Source organism: Celerinatantimonas sediminis, from assembly GCF_046054195.1.
GTDB lineage: Bacteria > Pseudomonadota > Gammaproteobacteria > Enterobacterales > Celerinatantimonadaceae > Celerinatantimonas.
On record NZ_JBEQCS010000007.1, the window covers coordinates 63,613 to 82,608 of the forward strand.

The following is an 18,996-nucleotide window of genomic DNA, read 5'->3' on the forward strand; positions in this document are numbered from 1 at the left end:
CATGGCGCTTATGCTCAGCTTAATGTCAGTACCGAAAGTAGAATTCACTCAAGCCCTTAATTTAAGATGATTGCATCAAGTTAGAGCATTTTACCGCTGTTATTTAGTGGGATGACACATAGTCATTGATCGCTTGAGCGGGTGGAATTGCAAAATGCGCTTTCATGCGTTTTACTTCTTCTGCAGGTGGCAAGCCAAATAGTCGTTTAAATTCACGATTAAACTGTGATGGACTCTCATAGCCAACCGCATAACTGGCGCTGACGGCTGTCATCGATTGTCGAGCCATCAGCATTCTTGCTTGATGTAGCCGAACGGATTTGACGTATTGCATCGGTGGCAAGGCTGTTATGGCCTTAAAATGGCTATGAAACGTTGGAACGCTCATACTGACTGAGTTGGCAAGCTCGGGCAAAGTTAATGGTTGTTTATAGTGATTGTGAATATATTTAAGCACCGAGTTGATCTTAGCAAATGGCCCTTGCATGGATAACGCCGAGCAAATGACATTTCCCTGTTCTTTACTTAAGAAATGAAAATAAAGCTCTTGTAATAATGTTTGGCCTAACACCGCAGCCTCAAGTGGCCGACTAAGAACTTGTAAAAAGCGTAAAACGGATGCTTTTAAAGCATCATCCATTGGTGTAGACATCATACTTTGTGGCGCTTCTTTGGGAAGCGTGAAACCATGCTCTTGCATTTGTAAAAGCATTTTAGACGCGAGCTCAAAATCAAGGTGGATATAAATCGCGAGCAGTGGCTGTTCTTTACTTGCGATTGTTTGCATTGTAAAAGGCACGGGTACTGAAACAGCCAAATATTGCTGGGCATCATAGATATAACACTTGTCGCCAAAGTATCCTTTTTTACAGCCTTGGCAGACAATGACGATTCCTGGGTCATACAACACTGGGGTTTGAGATAAATTTTGATCAGAGCGTAATAACCGAACATCTTTTAGAGGTGTCAGATTGTAGCCCTGCGTTGGTGCTAGAGCTTTAAATAAGCTTACAATCTGTTCCTCGCGCGAGGTCTCTTGAGCCATGACGTCTCCTGATTATTTTGACTGTTTATCCAAAATCATAAAATTAGGCAATTATTTTAGAATATCAGGCCTAATTTACCACTATTTATAATAATATTATGTCACTTCTTGATTTTCTAGGAGTGACATAATGTCAATGAATAAAACTATTTTAATCACCGGTGTTAGTAGTGGTTTTGGGCAAGCTTTAGCGCAGCAAGCGCTTAAAAGTGGAAATACCGTGATAGGGACAGTGCGCCGCGAATCTGATTTACAAGCCTTTGAAGCGCTTGATAAAGAAAGAGCAATTGGCCGAATCCTCGACGTCACCCAAAGCGATGACATGAGCGAAGTCATTGCTGAGATAGAGTCATCTGTTGGTCCGATTGACGTGTTGGTAAACAATGCTGGATTCGGCCATGAAGGGGTGATGGAAGAGTCATCAATGCAGGAGATCAGACATCAGTTTGATGTTAACGTATTCGGGGCAGTTGCCATGATGAAGGCTGTAATCCCATTTATGCGTCAACGTAGAAAAGGGCATATCTTAAATATCACCTCAATGGGTGGGTACATTACGATGCCTGGAATTACCGACTATTGCGGTAGTAAGTTTGCGTTGGTTGGAATATCAGAGGCGCTTAGCAAAGAGCTTAAGCCTTTTAATGTCTTTGTGAGCTCTGTGGCGCCGGGATCTTTTCGGACTGATTGGGCCGGACGTTCAATGTGCAGAACAGCTCGTTCTATTGCTGATTATGATGATAGTTTCGGCCCTATTCGAGAGGCTCGAGAGGTTAAACATGGTCAACAACTAGGGGACCCAATTAAAGCGGCGCAAGCAATGTTAGAGCTAATCCAAAGCGAAACGCCTCCTGCGCATTTGTTGCTTGGTTCTGATGCATTAGGTTTAGTCAGAGAGCATTTAGCAAGCTTCAGTGAAGATATTAACCGTTGGGAAAATTTGACTCGTTCTACAGACGGTTAACGCGCTCAAATCTATGAACTATTTCAAATAGGCTTTAAATTAAATGGCTTCTATTTAGAAGCCATTTTGTGAGTGAGCAATTTTTTCGCTCGCTCTTAGAGCATTGAGTTGTTGGCACAGTTGCCCAATGCCTTTGACTAAACGCGGCCCAAAGCGGCTCATCCAGTCTGGGTTTAATTGAATCAGATGATGTTTAGCTGGCGTATGCCATTGTTGCCAGATTTTTGCACCTTGTGGGTTGTTGCTCGATAATAAAATGGCCTGAGGTCGCGTTGATAAAATCTGCTCTAAATTCACCTGGGGATAGGCCGTTGCTGCATCGGCAAATACATTACTCGCCCCGCAAAGCGTTAGCGCATCATTAAGCCAACTTTTCTTCGAAATGGTGATAAACGGATGATGCCAAATCTGATAAAACACTCTTACTTTGGTTTTCCCTGCATAGTTTTTGGCAAAGTTATCCAGTTGAGCTTGCTCTTGCTGGGCAAGTTTGTGCGCCTGCTGTTCTCTTGAAATAGCTCGGCCAATTTTTTTAGTAATCTCTGGTAGCTGGGCAATATGTTGCGGTGATACATCCACAATTGGGATATGAAATTGGCGCAGCGTTGCTAATTGTTGCGGCGGATTGCCAGCTGCCCAGCTTAAAATAACGGTTGGTTTCAAAGCGAGAATTTTTTCTATATCAAGATGTTGATAGTCGCCAATAACTGGTTTGTGTTGAGCCTGAAGTGGATAATCACTATGGGCAATAACTCCCACTAAGTCAGAGCCTGCTCCCAACGCATAGACAAATTCAGTCAAATTTGGGGCAAGACTAATAATTCGCTCAGAATCTGCCTGAACCTGATGTGAGCCCATCAATAACAGAGCGAATAACGTAGCGTTTATAAACCGGTGATGATGTAGCGACATAATAATAATGGATAAACAACAAGGACAAGATAGTAACCCGCAACTAGATAACAGCGGATACACAGCTGTTTAAAATCGCTGGTTAATGCGGCCTGATTTTTAGGGCCGAATAAGGCAAAGGAACTGACGAGCCCTTGATAATAGCGTTGTCCACCTAATTGGGCATTTAGCCAACTGGAGGTCACTCCAATCAGGCGACCACTAGGGGTTCTTGGCCAGCGAAAACCTAATTGATACTGGCGCCAGTTTTTCCCAGGCGAGCCAATCAAGCACATGAGCCAAGCGAGTAAAAGATCCGGTAAATAACATAGCAATTGATGAAGCTGGTCAGCACTTTTACCAAATTGCTGATAATCCGCTATTTTGCGGCTCCAGGTTTGGTGTAGTAGTTCGATGATGCGGTAAAATAGTGCTCCATAAATGCCCAATAATGCATACCAGAAAAGCGTTGCAAACCAACCGTGGGCGAGGCGAATAATCAGTGATTCACTAGCCGCTGCTGTAATTTGCGCTTGCGAAAGTTGGTGGGTATCACGCAGAACCCAATTTGCTAGCTGCATCCGCGCTAACGGTTCTTGACCATTTTGCAGTTTCTCGCTCACCTGTTTGAGATCGTGCATCACCGGGCGCCATGTGAGCAAGAAAAACAGAATGACAATATCTAATAACAGCGGCATATCAGCTAATACTGATAACCCCCAGTAGATGAGCAAAATGACGGCTATCAACAGCCACATGGCGATTGAACCCGCTAATTGTTGCTGTTTGAGGCCGTTTTCGGCGCGATTAACTCGGGCCGATAGGGCTTTGGCAAATACTTGAAAATAATGAAGAGGATGCCAAGCCTGTGAAGGACCTAGCAACCATTCTGCAACGGCTGCGCCAATGGGAAGAAAAAGAGCGACGACGCTTAGCCATTGCTCGTTCATTAGTTGAGCTCGTCAAGCAATGCTTCAACCAGTGCGGTTGAGTTTTCAGCAGCCGTTTCCAAAAATTCATCAAACGATTGTGGCGATTCTTTGCCTGCGATGTCAGATAGTGCTCGAATCACAACAAATGGAACTTTTGCAAGGTGACAAACTTGCGCAATTGCCGCGCCTTCCATTTCAACGGCTTCCATGCCAGGGAAATTATCCCGAGCCTGTTGAATTCGCTCCGGCTGACACATAAAAATATCACCGCTGGTAATCAGCCCTTTGACAATTTGATGATCGCTTACTTTGCTTGCAGCGCGCTCTGCAGCATTGATTAGAGCTGAGTCAGCTTGATAGCGCGGTGGGTTGGCTGGAAGCTGGCCGATTTCATAGCCAAAAGCGGTGACGTCCACATCGTGATAAGCCAGTTCACTTGAAATAACCACATCGCCGACATGCAATTTAGGATTAAAACCACCCGCAGAACCGGTGTTGATAACAGCACTTGGTTGATAGCGCTGCAGAACAACACTAGTGGCGATAGCCGCCGCGACTTTACCAATTCCTGAGCGAGTAATGACAACATCATGGCCATTGAGTTGGCCGGCGTAGAATTCACAGCCAGCAAAAGTATAGGTATCTAAATTGGTCAGCTTATTGCGAAGAGCAGTGACTTCTTGCTCCATTGCTCCGATGATGGCGATTGTCATAAATATCTCTTGAGAAAAGGAAAATGGTTGCTGGAATTTTAGCAGGGAGTTGCTTGCTCTTCCATGCTTGGTGTTTTACAAACACTTAAAACGACGAAAGCCCGCTTAAAAAGCGGGCTTTCTGAATCTGGCTCCTCCTGCTGGGCTCGAACCAGCGACCTGCGGATTAACAGTCCGTCGCTCTACCAACTGAGCTAAGGAGGAATTTTGGTGCCCAGAGGCGGAATCGAACCACCGACACGAGGATTTTCAATCCTCTGCTCTACCGACTGAGCTATCTGGGCGACGGGTCGCTATTAAACGTTTTTTGCAGATTGAAGTCAACCCTATTTTTACTGATTTTGTTCGTTTGTCTATGTTTCAACCAGTTTTGTCTTATTCTATGGTTTTAAATGGTGCTTAACACTAAAAATCACGATTGTGCGAGTAATCAGACTACTCATTTAATGAACACTGTAATAATATAACGGCCTATTAATCGAACAGCGGTAAGTTTATGCAGCAGCCATTAGCCCATTTAGTGCAAAGTGCCGAACGTTATTGTGAACAGAATCGACAGCGTTTAACGCCAAATCGGCGTGATGTTTTGGCTATTTTAGTCGATAGTCATATGCCGATGAGTGCTTATGACATTCTGGATGCGATGCGCGCGAAACAACCATCGGTTAAACCGCCAACGATTTATCGAGCTCTCAAATTTCTACAAGATGCCCAACTGGTTCATTCGATTGAATCAACGAATCAATTTTTGGTTTGCTCTCATCTTGATAGTCCCCATCAACCGCAGTTGCTGGTGTGTCAGGTTTGTGGGCAAGTCGAAGAGATCCCATTGAGTGAACACATGCAAGCTCACTTAAATGAGAGTGCTAAAGAACATGGGTTTCATCTGATTCATCATGCAATTGAACTGCATGGGATCTGTCAGCATTGCCAAGAGTCATCTCTATCATCAAACAATCACATCCTGTAGATTGAGAACAAAATTTACGGTTGGTTTGTACGCTAGCTGAGACGATGCTAAGTGAAGCTGCTAAGATAATTGAGAGTCATAAAGTGATTGTGATGATGCTTGAATCTTTGTGTCACAGGTAAAATTTTTGCATACGAGTGTCACAGATTCGCTAAGTTTCAGTATAAACTCGTATCGAATGGTCTCTATATTCAAACTCGTCTATTCAATGCTAAAACAAGCCAATACTCTGATATAAGGTCTAATTGAGTAAGAAGTTATATGCCTTTAAAGAAGTTTAACCAAATTTTATCTCGCTGGCGGCAATTACCGAAACGACATCGGCGAGTGTTATTTTCACTAGTCGTTATCGTTATCGTTGCTTTGTGTTGGTCCCCATCTTCAAATCTCTCGGGCGAGGTCAACTTGCCTCATGGTGAACAGGCCGACAGTTCAAGTGATGATTTTGTCTCTAATAGCCCAGAAATGAAGCCAGCAAGTGATGCTCAGGTGCCAGACAGTGAATATACCATTGTCAGTGGTGATACCTTGGGCGGGATTTTTGCAAAGCTTGGGCTCAGTCAAACGCAGATGCGTAACATCTTAGAAAGTGACCAAACTCAGGCTCTGGATACATTAAATCCTGGCGATAAGCTGCGTTTTTGGCGGGATCAAAATAATTTAACTCGCTTTCAGGTGTATTTTAACCCTGGTTATTACGTTGATTTTAATTTACTTGAAGATGGTAGTTACGACTCAAAAGTCATTCGTTTAGAAGGCGTCTGGAAGCAGCGTGTCGTTAGTGGTGAGATTAAAGGGAGCCTTTATTTATCTGCGCGAAAACTGGGTTTAACACCAGCACAGATTGAGCAAATTGGCCAAATGTTTAAAGACAAAATCAACTTTAGTCGAGAACTTCGCTCTGGTGACCCATTTAAAGTTGTCATTGAAGATCAGTTTGTTAAAGGCCAATCTACCGGTGAGAATAATTTATTAGCGGTGCAAATTATCAATCAGGGACGCCATTTTAATGCGTTTTTGTTTGATAATGGTAAATATTATGATGAAAAAGGCCAAAGCCTGACACGAGCATTTTTGCGTTATCCGACCAAGCGTCATTATCGCATTAGTTCACCATTTAATCTGCACCGGCGTCACCCGGTTACTGGGCGGATTATGCCTCATTATGGCACTGACTTTGCCTGCCCTGTCGGCACTAAAATTATGGCAACGGGCGATGGCGTAGTAACGCGGGTGATTCGTCATCCATATGCTGGGTTGTACATTGTGATTCGCCATGGCAGCACTTACATCACGCGCTATCTGCATTTGAGCAAATCTTATGTGCACCGCGGTCAGCCAGTCAAACGTGGACAGGTGATTGCCTTATCGGGGTCCACTGGGCGTGTTACTGGGCCTCATCTGCATTATGAGTTTCGGATCAATAATCGCCCGGTCAATCCGATGAGCGCTAAGATCCCAATGGCGGCGGCAGTTTCACGCAAAGATATGCCTGAATTTAAGAAAAATGTTGAAAAATTATTGGCGGTAATGGCTAAAAGTTAGCCGATTGAGAGCCGTCATAACTTGAAAAGCCTGCGATTGCAGGCTTTTTTACTTTAACTCTGTGGCGCTTCGTTCATGGCATTGTTGAGCAAGTCATGCAGGCTTGCTAAGACTTGTTTATGTCGCAGTTGGCCCAAGTATTTGCCCTTGGCGTCAATGACTGCAAGATCGCGTTGTTTAGCTGGGCCTTCAGCTATCACTTCACTAAATGGGCGCTCATCGGTGATAGTGGGCAATAGATCTAAAAACTCATTCAACTGGGCACTTTTTTGCTGTAGTGCTCGGTTAACCTGATAGAGCGATAATCCGCCGACAAGCTTTTTCCCATCGAGTAGGTAAGCATAACTACTGCGAGCCTGTTGCATCGCTTTTAAGGCGCTATCGGGCAGGGTATGAATATCTAGCGTTAGTGTTGGCCATTTAGCCAACTGACCAGCGGTTAATGCTTGCAGTGGATTGATGTTAGCCACCAGTTTGCGAAGGGCCGGTAAGTTATCCTCAACCAGTAATTTAGCCGGAGTTCCGTGCGTGGTGCAGTTACCCTTTTCAAATAGCAATAAATAATCCGCTTGATGGCATAAGCTTGCCAAATGAGTGGTATGAATGACTACAATGCTTTGGCGGCTTTGACAGAGCTGATGCAAACGCGAATGCCATTTTTCTTGTAAAGGCTTAGGCAATTCATTGAGTAAGGAGTCGATAAGTAGTAATTCAGGCTGACATAGATAAGCGCGCCACAAAAGCAGTTGAATGTGTTGGGCATGGTTCAGCTGTTGCGGCGTTTTATCTAAGTGCTCGAGCAGGTTATCTTCTTCAAGAGCTTGTTGAATTCGCTCTTGGGCTTTGCGCACCGAGTAACCACGAACTTGTAAGACAAACAAAAGATTATCATTAACGCTTAGCCATTCGAGTAACGGTAGCCGCCATGAGATCAGCATTACCCCTTTATGGCGCCATTGCTCAAGTGCATTGGCTTGCTGAGGAATAGGTTCGCCGTTGTAGCGAACTTTCCCTTGTAGAGGGCTTTTTTCTCCGAACAAGACTTTGAGCATCTCCTCGCTGCCAGAACCAATGTCGCCATAACAGGCAACCAGTTGGCCACCGCCAATAGTCAGCTCGACTAAGGTCTTAAACTTTTCTGCTAATGCGAAGTTAGATATCTGAATTTGACTCATAAGACCTCTTTATGAGCATTATCGATGCTCCATAATAGCAGTTGTACTAACACTAATGTTGCAATGGATTGGGCCACACCCACGAGTTGCCCTTGGGTTAATCCTTGATAAAAATGTTGCCCCAGTCCAGGTAAGCCAATGATCCCGGCAAAAGCACAATAGAGCAGGCTCAGTTGCAGTGTTCCTGCTCGCCAGCTGTTGAGCCGAGGGGTTAACCAACGTTTGGCGACCCATTGCATCCGCTGACTTCTATTGGCTCCAAGCATTTGAGCCTGTTCCAACGGTTTGTTGGGTAACTGGGCAAATAATTTGAGTCTTTGGCAAATAAAAGCGGGGATCAGGGCGATGAATGCACTGATGAGCCCAACTAACCAGCTAGGATGAAATATCACAACAGAGCAGAGGCCGACATAAAGTGGCCAGTAAAAATGGCAGCGATTGGCAATTTTTAAGCAAGTGGTACTTAGCATTAAATAGTGTGTTAAAGCCCGGCACAGAGCAAAACTGGCCAGCCAAATCATAAACCACCAACCTAACTGTTCAATGAACAATCCCCAAAGATCTAATCCATAGGCAATAAAAGGAATAATGATGGCCGCAACTGCTGAAAGAGGGCGTTTGCGAGCTAAACTAATCACCAGTGCCACAGCGATAATAGCCCAAAAAGGCACGAGCATGAGTAAGTGGTTCAGCCATTGCACAAATTGCTCGGGGGCGTTGACGGATAGCCAAGGGGCAGTGGCTAGTTTTTCCCATAGTGGCCATGGCACCATGCTAGCTAATCTCCTTTTATCACTCGGTTAGCGTTACGAGTGTGAATAAGTGTTCGGTCCAATGAAAAAAGCGCTCTAAATCGCTCTTATCTATCACCCAAGTTTGCCGATTATCCCCTGGGTGACATTGTAAGGCTTTGGCATCATGCCATAGATTTTGTTCAATCCATAATTCAACCTTCTGATCTTTATCAAAAATTAACCCTAATGGCGAGACACTCCCCGGCGTTAAGTTAAGATATTTTTGCAATCTACGCGCTGAGGCAAAACCAAGGCGCTTGGTCTGGTTGTCACTGGCAAGCTGTTTTAAGTTGACTTGAGTATGCGCTGGAACAACCAGTAAAAAATGACGCTTACCGGGATTATCTTGTAAAAAAAGCGTCTTTATTCGCTGCCCTGAGCGCACTAAAGCAAGCTCATCAGCTCGATGGCAATTGTCTAATGGCGGATGCTCATAACATTGATAGGTTATATTTAGTCTGGCTAACGCGTCCGCGATGCATTGCCGTTTTTCTAAAAATGGATCGTATTGATTCATCCATTAAGAATAACACGGTGTATCGTCGCTGCAGCATATTTTGCATATAAAGACATACAGTTATGAATTTCTAATTGTAAGGGTGAGGGCATTGATAGCTGTTTTGTCAGCATAAAAAAGCCCTGCAAGCAGGGCTATATGATTAGCTTTAAAACTTACAAAAAAAATTTTTAGACTTCGAGATAATCTAAAATACCTTCAGCAGCTTTACGCCCTTCAGCAATGGCTGTGACTACCAAATCAGATCCTCTAACTGCATCACCGCCAGCAAATATTTTGCTGTTGCTTGTCTGATAGGCAAAATCGCCTTGTTCAGGAGCCTTAATTCGGCCGCGCTCATCAGTTTGAACGCCTGAATCAGTTAACCATGATTTTGGATCTGGTTTAAAACCAAATGCCATGACGACAGCATCGCACTCAAGCGCGTATTCACTACCTTCAATAGGCTGTGGACGGCGACGGCCATTGCTGTCTGGTTCACCTAATTCAGTTTTAACCACTTCAATCGAGCTAACTTGATCATCGGTTGTATTGATAGCCAAAGGTTGCAGGTTCCAGAGAAATTCAACGCCTTCTTCTTTGGCATTTTTTACTTCCCGTCGAGAACCCGGCATGTTGGCTTCATCACGGCGATAAGCACAATAGACCTTACGAGCACCTTGGCGCACGGCTGTGCGAACACAGTCCATTGCTGTATCCCCACCGCCTAGAACAACAACGGTTTTATCTGCAAAATCAGTGTATGGATATTGTTCACTATCGAAATTAAGCAGGTGGTTGGTATTGGCAATCAAAAATGGCAGTGCGTCATAGACGCCTTTGGCATCTTCATTAAGCAACCCACCGCGAATGTACTGATAGGTACCAACGCCAACAAATACGGCGTCATACTGCTCAGTGAGTTCATCAAACTGAATGTCTTTGCCAATCTCAGTTGAGAGGCGAAACTCAATGCCCATCCCTTCAAAAATTTCTCGGCGGCGCTGCATCACTGATTTATCAAGCTTAAAGGCCGGGATCCCAAAGGTGAGTAGTCCACCAATTTGTGGATGACGGTCATAAACAACGGCTTTGACACCATTACGCGCGAGAATATCAGCGCATGCAAGGCCAGCAGGTCCCGCGCCAATAACAGCCACTCGTTTATCAGTTTGCTCGACATCGGACAGATCGGGTTTCCAACCCATCGCGAATGCTTTATCGGTGATGTATTTTTCAACATTACCAATAGTTACCGCACCAAAACCATCATTTAACGTACAAGAGCCTTCACACAGACGATCTTGCGGACAGACGCGTCCGCATACTTCTGGCAGGCTGTTGGTTTCATGGCACAATTCAACCGCTTCTAAAATCCGTCCTTCATTGGCTAATTTTAGCCAGTTCGGAATATAGTTGTGAACGGGACATTTCCATTCACAATAAGGGTTACCACATGACAAACAACGGTCAGCTTGTTGCTGGGCTTGATTGTCATTAAAGGGTTCATAAATTTCAATAAACTGCTGACGTCGCACCGGAATTGGTTTTTTCGGCGGATCAATACGCTCAACATCAACAAATTGAAACACATTTTTACTCATCTGATGTTTGTCCTCTGTTCTTTATTGCGCCTGGATCCGAAGTTCGGCCGCTGACTGGCTGGTATGACCAAGCAGTGACTTCACATCCGAAGATTTCGGTTTAACCAATTTGAACATTGGTAAGTAATGCTCAAAATCAGCTAAAATCGCTTCAGCGCGCGGGCTGTTTGTTTCGTGCCAGTGCTGGTTAATAATGCCACGCAGATGCTCTTGGTGAATGGCCAGCTCACTGATATCGATAAGTTCAACCATATCGGTATTGGTGCGATGATCAAAATCACCTGTTTCATCTAAGACGTAGGCAAAACCACCCGTCATCCCAGCTGCGAAGTTAACCCCCGTACGACCTAGAACAGTGACAATTCCCCCTGTCATATATTCACAACCATTATCTCCAAGCCCTTCAACGACAGCATGAGCCCCAGAGTTACGAACGCCAAATCGCTCACCAACTCGTCCGGCTGCGTAAAGTTTGCCGCCAGTTGCACCATATAGGCAAGTATTCCCGGCAATGGTTGCCAGATGAGATTGGAATGCAACGCCAATATGAGGTCGAATAACCAGTTTACCGCCAGTCATTCCTTTACCAACGTAGTCGTTAGCATCCCCAGTGAGAATCATATTCACACCGCCTGCATTCCAAACCCCAAAGCTTTGGCCCGCGGTTCCATCGAAATTAATCTCAATTGGGTCGCTGGCCATCCCTTGGTTACCGTATTTTTTCGCAACCATGCCAGAGAGCGCTGCGCCAACTGAACGGTCAGTGTTGCGAATTTCATAGCGCAGTGATGCACCGGTTTTATTTTCTACGGCAGCTTTAGCATCAGCCACAATTTTTTGATTGAGAGGGCCGTTATCAAAGGTTGGGTTTGATGTCTGACAGAACAATCCTTCGTTATGCGGTGATTTTGGTTTGTATAAAATCCCGCTTAAATCCAGTTTGCTTTGTTTGCTGGTGTAACCTTCAATGGCGCTGAGCAACTCAGTTCGGCCAATCAGGTCAGTTAGTTTGCTGACGCCACAAAGAGCGAGTAGTTCGCGAACTTCCTGTGCTAAGAAGCGGAAGTAGTTCATTACCATTTCTGCTTCACCGGCAAAGTGTTTACGACGCAGTGTTTCATCTTGGGTCGCAACGCCAGTTGCACAGTTATTTAAGTGACAAATTCTAAGGTATTTACAGCCTAAGACCACCATTGGTCCAGTGCCGAAACCAAAGCTTTCAGCTCCTAAAATTGCCGCTTTTACAACATCTAATCCAGTTTTTAGACCGCCATCAACTTGCAAGCGGATTTTATGGCGAAGACCATTTTCAACCAGTGCTTGCTGGGTTTCAGCAAGGCCTAGCTCCCACGGACTTCCCGCATATTTAACCGATGTTAATGGGCTTGCCCCTGTGCCACCGTCATAACCAGAAATTGTAATAAGGTCAGCATAGGCTTTTGCAACACCTGTGGCAATCGTGCCAACACCTGGTTCAGACACCAGTTTCACCGAGATGAGTGCACTTGGATTAATCTGTTTTAAATCAAAAATCAGCTGCGCTAAATCTTCAATCGAATAGATATCGTGGTGCGGCGGTGGTGAAATCAGTGTAACCCCTGGTACGGCAAAGCGTAATTTGGCAATTTCAACACTCACTTTATGACCTGGCAGCTGACCACCTTCACCTGGTTTAGCGCCTTGAGCGACTTTAATCTGAATCACGCTCGCATTCATCAGGTAATGAGGCGTTACGCCAAAGCGGCCAGATGCAATCTGCTTAATTTTAGAGTTACGATCACTATTAAAGCGATTTGGATCTTCACCACCTTCACCAGAGTTTGATTGTCCGCCCAACCGGTTCATCGCTATCGCTAATGTTTCGTGAGCTTCTCGGCCAAGTGCGCCGATAGACATCGCGGCGGTATCAAAACGAGGAAATAGTGCACTAGCAGGTTCCACATCATCTAACGCAATGCCTTGTTCTGGCGGCGTGAGTTTGAGCAGATCGCGAAGAGTGGCTACCGGGCGCTCATTCACCAGTTTGGCAAATGCTTTGTATTGGGTATAGTCACCACTGCGTGTAGCTGCCTGCAGTGTTTTAACGATGTCTGGGTTATAAGCGTGATACTCACCGCCATAGACATATTTAAGCAGACCACCGGCCGGAAGTTTGCGGCGTTTGAGCCAAGCCTGGCGCGATAAATTCAACTGGTCTTGTTGAATATCGTCAAAATCAGCGCCGCTAATTCGACTCGCCACGCCGTTAAAGCAAAGATCAACGACTGATTCATTCAGACCCACGGCTTCAAACAGCTGTGAACAGCGATAACTTGCAACCGTTGCGATGCCCATTTTGGACATGATTTTATAAAGGCCTTTATTAATGCCATGGCGATAATTTTGAATCGCTGTGCGCAAATCGTGGTCAATCGTACCGTTTTCAACCAACCGAGCCAGTGATTCATAAGCCAGATATGGATAAACAGCCGTTGCGCCAAAGCCAATCAGCACTGCAAAATGGTGCGGGTCACGAGCCGATGCTGTTTCGACCAGAATGTTTGCATCACAACGTAGCTGATTTTCTAGCAATGCATTTTGCACCGCGCCCACTGCCATCGCCGCTGGAATTGGCAAAGTATCTTTGCTCAGATGGCGATCGGATAAAACAATTAACACCGTGCCCATGCGAGCGGCGGTTACCGCTTCATTACAGACCCGTTGAATAGCCGCTTCAAGGCCTTCACTTGGCTGATAATTAAGGCTGATGATGCTGGAGCGGTAATGCTCTTCATCAAGCTCAAGCAATTGGCGAAGATCGCTATAGACCAAAATCGGTGAGTTAAATGTATAACGAGCCGCGTGACCAGTTGTTTCTCGAAAAACGTTTTGCTCACGGCCAATACAGGTGGCCAATGACATCACATGCGATTCACGCAGTGGATCGATAGGCGGGTTGGTGACCTGAGCAAATTTCTGCCGGAAGTAATCATAGAAGTTTCGGCTTTGGCTGGATAATACTGCCATTGGCGTATCATCACCCATAGAGCCAACGGCTTCTTGGCCATTTTCGCCAAGCACTCCTAGCACTTGTTCGAGCTCTTCTTTGCTGTAACCAAATTGTTTTTGATAGACCAACAGCTCTGCATCGCTAAAGTTGCGATTGCCAACATGCTCGTCATCAAGTTCTTCAAACGGTTTGATGCGGTGGAAGTTCTCGTTAATCCACTGACGGTAAGGGTGGCGAGCTTTTAAATCCTGATCAATTGCAAACGAGGTCCAAAGCTTGCTGGTATAAGTATCGATAACCAACAATTCACCAGGTCCAACACGACCTTTTTCCAGAACTTCATCTGGGGAGTAATCCCAAATCCCAACTTCTGACGCTAAGGTTATGAGGTTGTCATTGGTGATGACATAACGCGCTGGACGCAGGCCATTACGGTCGAGGCCGCAGGCTGCAAAACGACCATCGCTCATGACAATCCCCGCAGGGCCATCCCATGGTTCCATATGCATGGAGTTAAAGTCATAGAAGGCTTTGAGATCATCGTCCATATCCGGATGGTGTTGCCATGCAGGTGGAATCAACAGACGAAAAGCCCTAAAGAGGTCCATCCCGCCGGCTAAAAACAGCTCAAGCATGTTATCCAGTGATGATGAGTCAGAACCTTCAGTATTTACAAATGGTGCTGCGCTTTGCAGATCCGGTAATAGTGGCGAGCTGAATTTATAAGAGCGCGCTTTGGCCCACTGGCGGTTACCGGTAATCGTATTAATTTCACCATTGTGTGCTAAAAAGCGAAATGGCTGGGCGAGCGGCCATTTTGGTGAAGTGTTCGTTGAGAAGCGCTGATGGAACAGACAAATACTGCTTTGCATACGAATATCGCCCAGATCCGGATAGAATCGGGTTAAATCCGCAGGCATACATAAACCTTTATAAACGGTCGTCAGTGTCGACAGTGATGCGATATAAAATTCTGAATCAACGGGGTCTAGCTGCTTTTCAATCCGTCGACGAGCAATATATAGACGCCGTTCAATATCTTTAGCAACCCATCCTGCTGGGGCATTAATAAAGACCTGTTCAATCTGAGGGCGATTTGATTTAGCTAAATCACCAAGCACACTATCTTCGACAGGAACTTCACGCCAGCCAAGGACTGTTAACGTTTCTTGTTCGAGTTCTTTTTTTATCACCTGGCGGGCATTCGCAGCCAGGATTGGATCTGTATTTAAAAAGATCATCCCAACCGCATACTTACGGCCAAGACTCCATTTTTTCTCTTCAGCAATGGCCCGGAAAAAAGCATCTGGTTTTTGCATCAAGAGACCACAGCCATCACCGGTTTTACCGTCGGCTGAGATCCCTCCACGATGCTGCATGCGCGTTAAAGCAGATATCGCAACGCGGACTAATTTATGGCTTGCTTCGCCTTCCATATGGGCGATCAGGCCAAAACCACAGTTATCTTTTTCCAGGGTCGAGTCATAAACAGACATGACACTTCTCCTTGCACTTCCCAATTATGGTTGCTGTTGTTGTGATAAGGGAGTGAATTAAGCGTTATAGTTATAGGCGTTAAACCAGTTTCCGTTAACGAATTTGGTCTCTGGCGAATCTCCCAAACTAGCGAGAAACGTCGCTAAGGTCAATTGCCAAATGAGGCAGTGATACCAAAAACTCTATGAAGAAGGTGAATTTTCTACTACGGTGGCGAGTAAGTTTAGATTTTTGCGCCAGATGTAGCCAAAAAGCTAGCGAACTGTCACAAGGATAAGTTTATCTGAAGAATATCTATTTCTAATTTATTTTAATTTGTTTTTGATCTGAGCTGGCGCCCTTCATGATTTGGCTGATTAAACTAGCATTTATATTAATTAGCAAGGGAAAAACACGTGCAGTTAACTGATTTTGTGCACACGATCGGATCTGACCTTCGTTCTCGCTATCAGCAGCGGGTGCGCAAGTTAACCATTGATGCGCAATTTACCTGTCCTAATCGTGACGGCACTATTGGGCGGGGCGGATGTACGTTTTGCAATGTAAATTCATTTGCAGGTGATATTCCCGATGAGCTTTCTATTGAGGAGCAGCTTTGTCAGCGTAAGGCTGAAATGAAGCACCAAAACATCTTGTATCTGGCCTATTTTCAGGCTTACACCAGCACCTATGGTGAATATCAAAAGCTTTATCAGCTATATCAGCAGGCACTTGATGCGCCGCAAGTGGTTGGTATCTGTGTCGGTACTCGCCCTGATTGCGTCAGCGATAAAGTTCTTCAGCTGTTAAGCGATTATCAAAGCCAAGGCAAAGAAGTTTGGCTGGAGTTGGGGCTGCAAAGTGCTAACGATCGTACTTTAAAACGTATTAATCGCGGGCATGATTACAGTGCTTATCAGCGCGTTGTTGAAAAAGCGCATCGCTATCAAATAAAAGTATGCACCCATTTAATCTTAGGTCTGCCTGGAGAAGACAGTGATGATTATAACCAGACCTTGCAGCGGGTACTTGATGATGGTGTGAGCGGGTTGAAATTGCACCCTTTGATGGTGGTTCAAGGCAGTGTGATGGCCAAGGCTTGGCAGTCGGGAAGGCTCTCTATATTATCGCTTGATGAGTATGTTAAAAATGCGGCGATGCTCATTGCCAAAACGCCATGGGATGTGGTTTTTCACCGAGTTTGTGCCACTGCTCGAGCACCAACATTACTCGCTCCTCATTGGTGTGAGCGGCAATGGCCTCCGCTGACTGCTATTTGTCAGTATTTAAGCGAAAATGGCAAACAGGGAAGTGGGGGTGTATCCAAAGTATGAGTAAAATTTCACCTAAAATAGCTATTCACATCCAAGCGTTGATATGCAGAATATTGTAAACGATGAGAATATGTTAACTAACCATGATTGGTTGGTGATGTGAGCCGGCACACTCTGGTCATTAAAAGGATGTTTCAATGGATCAGCTAGTTCAAGTAGTCTTCCCAACTTCCTGGATGGTTGCTGGTGCTTTGGCTGTTTGTGTCGTTATTTTGTTAATTTTGTTTACGTTGCGCCACCAATTTCCACAATTGTTGGGGCAGTTGTTTATCCAAAATGGTCCCGGGGCTATTTTCATCTTTAATGCCCATACGAAACAGTTTCTCTATGCCAATTCTCTGGCATTTGAGATGTTACCGTTAATTCGCCAAAAACATCGTTGGCAACTTCTAAATGAAACGTTGGAAAATTCTTTAATTAAGCTGCTGGGCCAGAGTTTATCTAAATCTGGTGGCGTTAATTGGACGTTTCAAACTGGCCAAAAGCAATCTAATGTACGCTTGTATGCTCGCCGTGGTCACTATTTACGCCAGCAAGTTTGGTTTATTCACTGTTTCGATGACCAAGAGAATGTGGCTGAGCATGTTCGCTTAAAAACGCAAGTTGAACGCTTGCATGATGCGTTTAATTCATTACCTAACTTTGTTTACTTTTGCGACCGCAACAATCAGATCTTGGGCTGTAATCAGGCTTGGGCCAATTATCATGGTTTGCAAGCGCAGGATATAACAGGCAAAGCGTTGCACGATTTTTTTACCGATTCAGAGATGCAATTGCATCAGCGGTTGGTCGAGCAGGTTTTAGCTGGTAAACCAGAACCTTTGCGTCAGTGGATTATTCGTGGCGATGGCAAACGCAAGTTATTAGAAACCAATGGCTATCCTTTGTGTGATAGCGAGCAAAACACCCTAGGAATGATGAATATTTCTGCTGACGTCACGCTTTGGCATGAACTTAACCAAGCCTTAGAGCAAGAAAATCAGCATCGAATTGCCACTGAAAAAGAACTCCATCGGCAAAATAATTTAATTCGTTCAGTTTTTAATGCCTCGCCTGACCCCATTGGTTTTATCGATGCCAACGGCGTTGTCACAGGCGCCAATGGGCCTTTTGCAAGATTATTGGGCAGTTCCCAGACAGAGCTTTCGGGGATGCACTTAAGTGAATTAGTTGGTGCGGTTCGGGCTAAATTTCATCAAGATCAGCATCGGGAAATTTTTGCCACAGGCAAAGGGATTAGTTATGAGTTTATGCAAACGAAACTGGCCAATGACGATGAGCAAAGCGAGAGCTGGTATGAGATTCGCAAAGCGCCATATCATGACAATGTCACCGGAGAGCAAGGCATTGTGATGATTGGCCGGGATATTTCTGAGCGTAAACAGAGCGAGCATCAGCTAGCATGTACAGTGAAACGGTTAGAGAAACTGAGCTTTTTAGATGGACTGACGCAAGTTGCCAACCGTCGAAGCTTTGATAAAGTGCTCGCTCAGCAATGGAATATTCATCGGCGAAGTGGCGATCCTCTGGCAATGCTTATGCTCGATATCGACAGCTTCAAACAATATAACGATAACTATGGGCATCAGTGCGGTGACAAAGTGCTCAAACAAGTGGCTAATATTTTACAAATGGTCGCCAAACGGCGCAGTGATTGGGTGGCCCGCTACGGCGGCGAAGAGTTTATTATTTTGATGCCACAAACTGACCTTAATGGCGCGTCGTTGGTCGCTCAACAGGTTTTAGATAAAGTCAGAGAGTGTGAAATCGAACATCTGTATTCTAATGTTGAACGGTATCTGACGGTCAGTATTGGTGTTGCAAGCACACGTTTATTTGAACATTATCCTTGTCAGGAGCTCACTCGCACCGCTGATCGCTGTCTCTATCAGGTCAAACATAGTGGTCGTAACGACTACCAAGGCGCATTAATCAGTGAATTGGCTGATGTTGCATCATTTTTACCACAAAGATAATCAAAGCGTTTATAACTGATTTTGGTTGGCTCCTGCCTCTGGCATAATGGCTTCTTAGCAAACGTTTTTTAAACAGTGATAACGTTCTCGCG

At 45.0% G+C, this 18,996-nt stretch carries 14 protein-coding genes and 2 tRNA genes; 5 read left to right on the top strand and 11 right to left on the bottom strand.

The window, feature by feature from the left end:
- Positions 1-103 precede the first annotated feature (103 nt).
- On the bottom strand, positions 104-1,045 hold the full coding sequence (locus ABTQ23_RS10050) for an AraC family transcriptional regulator (RefSeq protein WP_408615583.1): 942 nt from the start codon (positions 1,043-1,045) through the stop codon (positions 104-106).
- Between the two features lie 130 nt (positions 1,046-1,175).
- On the opposite strand from ABTQ23_RS10050, the gene ABTQ23_RS10055 reads away from it, so the two are divergent.
- Entirely contained in the window at positions 1,176-2,009 is an 834-nt protein-coding gene (locus tag ABTQ23_RS10055) for an oxidoreductase (protein WP_408615584.1), read from the top strand.
- A 54-nt stretch (positions 2,010-2,063) separates the two neighbouring features.
- Here the strand turns inward: ABTQ23_RS10055 and ABTQ23_RS10060 are convergent, their stop codons facing one another.
- The 5 genes from ABTQ23_RS10060 to ABTQ23_RS10080 all read right to left on the bottom strand — a co-directional run bounded on the left by ABTQ23_RS10060 (position 2,064) and on the right by ABTQ23_RS10080 (position 4,829).
- Positions 2,064-2,921, bottom strand: coding sequence for a cobalamin-binding protein (locus ABTQ23_RS10060; protein ID WP_408615585.1), 858 nt, complete (start codon positions 2,919-2,921; stop codon positions 2,064-2,066).
- Positions 2,894-3,850, bottom strand: a complete 957-nt coding sequence (locus ABTQ23_RS10065; RefSeq protein ID WP_408615586.1) for a cobalamin biosynthesis protein CobD/CbiB — start codon at positions 3,848-3,850, stop codon at positions 2,894-2,896. Before ABTQ23_RS10065 ends, ABTQ23_RS10060 begins: the two co-directional genes overlap by 28 nt.
- Complete coding sequence (gene mtnN / locus ABTQ23_RS10070) at positions 3,850-4,545, bottom strand: 5'-methylthioadenosine/S-adenosylhomocysteine nucleosidase (protein WP_408615587.1); 696 nt, start codon at positions 4,543-4,545, stop codon at positions 3,850-3,852. The genes ABTQ23_RS10065 and mtnN overlap by 1 nt, the downstream gene beginning before the upstream one ends.
- Positions 4,546-4,673: 128 nt before the next feature.
- Positions 4,674-4,749 (bottom strand) — tRNA-Asn (locus tag ABTQ23_RS10075).
- Positions 4,750-4,753: 4 nt separating this feature from the next.
- Positions 4,754-4,829: transfer RNA gene (locus tag ABTQ23_RS10080), tRNA-Phe, on the bottom strand.
- A 212-nt stretch (positions 4,830-5,041) separates the two neighbouring features.
- On the opposite strand from ABTQ23_RS10080, the gene ABTQ23_RS10085 reads away from it, so the two are divergent.
- On the top strand, positions 5,042-5,515 hold the full coding sequence (locus ABTQ23_RS10085) for a Fur family transcriptional regulator (RefSeq protein ID WP_408615588.1): 474 nt from the start codon (positions 5,042-5,044) through the stop codon (positions 5,513-5,515).
- Positions 5,516-5,776: 261 nt separating this feature from the next.
- Complete coding sequence (locus ABTQ23_RS10090; protein ID WP_408615589.1) at positions 5,777-7,060, top strand: peptidoglycan DD-metalloendopeptidase family protein; 1,284 nt, start codon at positions 5,777-5,779, stop codon at positions 7,058-7,060.
- A 53-nt stretch (positions 7,061-7,113) separates the two neighbouring features.
- On the opposite strand, the gene ABTQ23_RS10095 is transcribed toward ABTQ23_RS10090, so the two are convergent.
- The 5 genes from ABTQ23_RS10095 to gltB all read right to left on the bottom strand — a co-directional run bounded on the left by ABTQ23_RS10095 (position 7,114) and on the right by gltB (position 15,614).
- Positions 7,114-8,235 carry an ATP-binding cassette domain-containing protein gene (locus ABTQ23_RS10095; RefSeq protein WP_408615590.1) on the bottom strand — a complete coding sequence of 374 codons (1,122 nt, stop codon included), beginning with the start codon at positions 8,233-8,235 and terminating at the stop codon, positions 7,114-7,116.
- The gene (locus ABTQ23_RS10100; protein ID WP_408615591.1) at positions 8,232-9,008 is read right to left on the bottom strand and encodes a hypothetical protein; all 777 of its coding nucleotides are present in this window, start codon (positions 9,006-9,008) and stop codon (positions 8,232-8,234) included. The genes ABTQ23_RS10095 and ABTQ23_RS10100 overlap by 4 nt, the downstream gene beginning before the upstream one ends.
- A 19-nt stretch (positions 9,009-9,027) precedes the next feature.
- Entirely contained in the window at positions 9,028-9,546 is a 519-nt protein-coding gene (locus ABTQ23_RS10105; RefSeq protein WP_408615593.1) for a YbaK/EbsC family protein, read from the bottom strand.
- A gap of 170 nt (positions 9,547-9,716) precedes the next feature.
- Complete coding sequence (locus tag ABTQ23_RS10110) at positions 9,717-11,129, bottom strand: FAD-dependent oxidoreductase (protein ID WP_408615594.1); 1,413 nt, start codon at positions 11,127-11,129, stop codon at positions 9,717-9,719.
- Positions 11,130-11,150: 21 nt separating this feature from the next.
- Positions 11,151-15,614, bottom strand: coding sequence for a glutamate synthase large subunit (gltB, locus tag ABTQ23_RS10115; protein ID WP_408615595.1), 4,464 nt, complete (start codon positions 15,612-15,614; stop codon positions 11,151-11,153).
- Positions 15,615-16,010: 396 nt separating this feature from the next.
- Here gltB and mnmL point away from each other — a divergent pair, with 396 nt between their 5' ends.
- Positions 16,011-16,928, top strand: coding sequence for a tRNA modification radical SAM protein MnmL/YtqA (gene mnmL / locus ABTQ23_RS10120; protein ID WP_408615596.1), 918 nt, complete (start codon positions 16,011-16,013; stop codon positions 16,926-16,928).
- A gap of 137 nt (positions 16,929-17,065) precedes the next feature.
- Positions 17,066-18,904: a sensor domain-containing diguanylate cyclase gene (locus tag ABTQ23_RS10125; protein WP_408615597.1), complete on the top strand. Its 1,839-nt coding sequence runs from the start codon at positions 17,066-17,068 to the stop codon at positions 18,902-18,904.
- The last annotated feature ends 92 nt before the right edge of the window (positions 18,905-18,996 follow it).

Bases quoted from the DNA above. Each gene is read 5' to 3' on its own strand.
- ABTQ23_RS10095 (WP_408615590.1), bottom strand. From the start codon at position 8,235: ATGAGTCAAATTCAGATATCTAACTTCGCATTAGCAGAAAAGTTTAAG.
- ABTQ23_RS10110 (WP_408615594.1), bottom strand. From the start codon at position 11,129: ATGAGTAAAAATGTGTTTCAATTTGTTGATGTTGAGCGTATTGATCCG.
- ABTQ23_RS10085 (WP_408615588.1), top strand. From the start codon at position 5,042: ATGCAGCAGCCATTAGCCCATTTAGTGCAAAGTGCCGAACGTTATTGT.
- gltB (WP_408615595.1), bottom strand. From the start codon at position 15,614: ATGTCTGTTTATGACTCGACCCTGGAAAAAGATAACTGTGGTTTTGGC.
- ABTQ23_RS10050 (WP_408615583.1), bottom strand. From the start codon at position 1,045: ATGGCTCAAGAGACCTCGCGCGAGGAACAGATTGTAAGCTTATTTAAA.
- ABTQ23_RS10125 (WP_408615597.1), top strand. From the start codon at position 17,066: ATGGATCAGCTAGTTCAAGTAGTCTTCCCAACTTCCTGGATGGTTGCT.
- ABTQ23_RS10065 (WP_408615586.1), bottom strand. From the start codon at position 3,850: ATGAACGAGCAATGGCTAAGCGTCGTCGCTCTTTTTCTTCCCATTGGC.
- mtnN (WP_408615587.1), bottom strand. From the start codon at position 4,545: ATGACAATCGCCATCATCGGAGCAATGGAGCAAGAAGTCACTGCTCTT.
- ABTQ23_RS10105 (WP_408615593.1), bottom strand. From the start codon at position 9,546: ATGAATCAATACGATCCATTTTTAGAAAAACGGCAATGCATCGCGGAC.
- ABTQ23_RS10100 (WP_408615591.1), bottom strand. From the start codon at position 9,008: ATGGTGCCATGGCCACTATGGGAAAAACTAGCCACTGCCCCTTGGCTA.
- ABTQ23_RS10055 (WP_408615584.1), top strand. From the start codon at position 1,176: ATGTCAATGAATAAAACTATTTTAATCACCGGTGTTAGTAGTGGTTTT.
- ABTQ23_RS10060 (WP_408615585.1), bottom strand. From the start codon at position 2,921: ATGTCGCTACATCATCACCGGTTTATAAACGCTACGTTATTCGCTCTG.
- ABTQ23_RS10090 (WP_408615589.1), top strand. From the start codon at position 5,777: ATGCCTTTAAAGAAGTTTAACCAAATTTTATCTCGCTGGCGGCAATTA.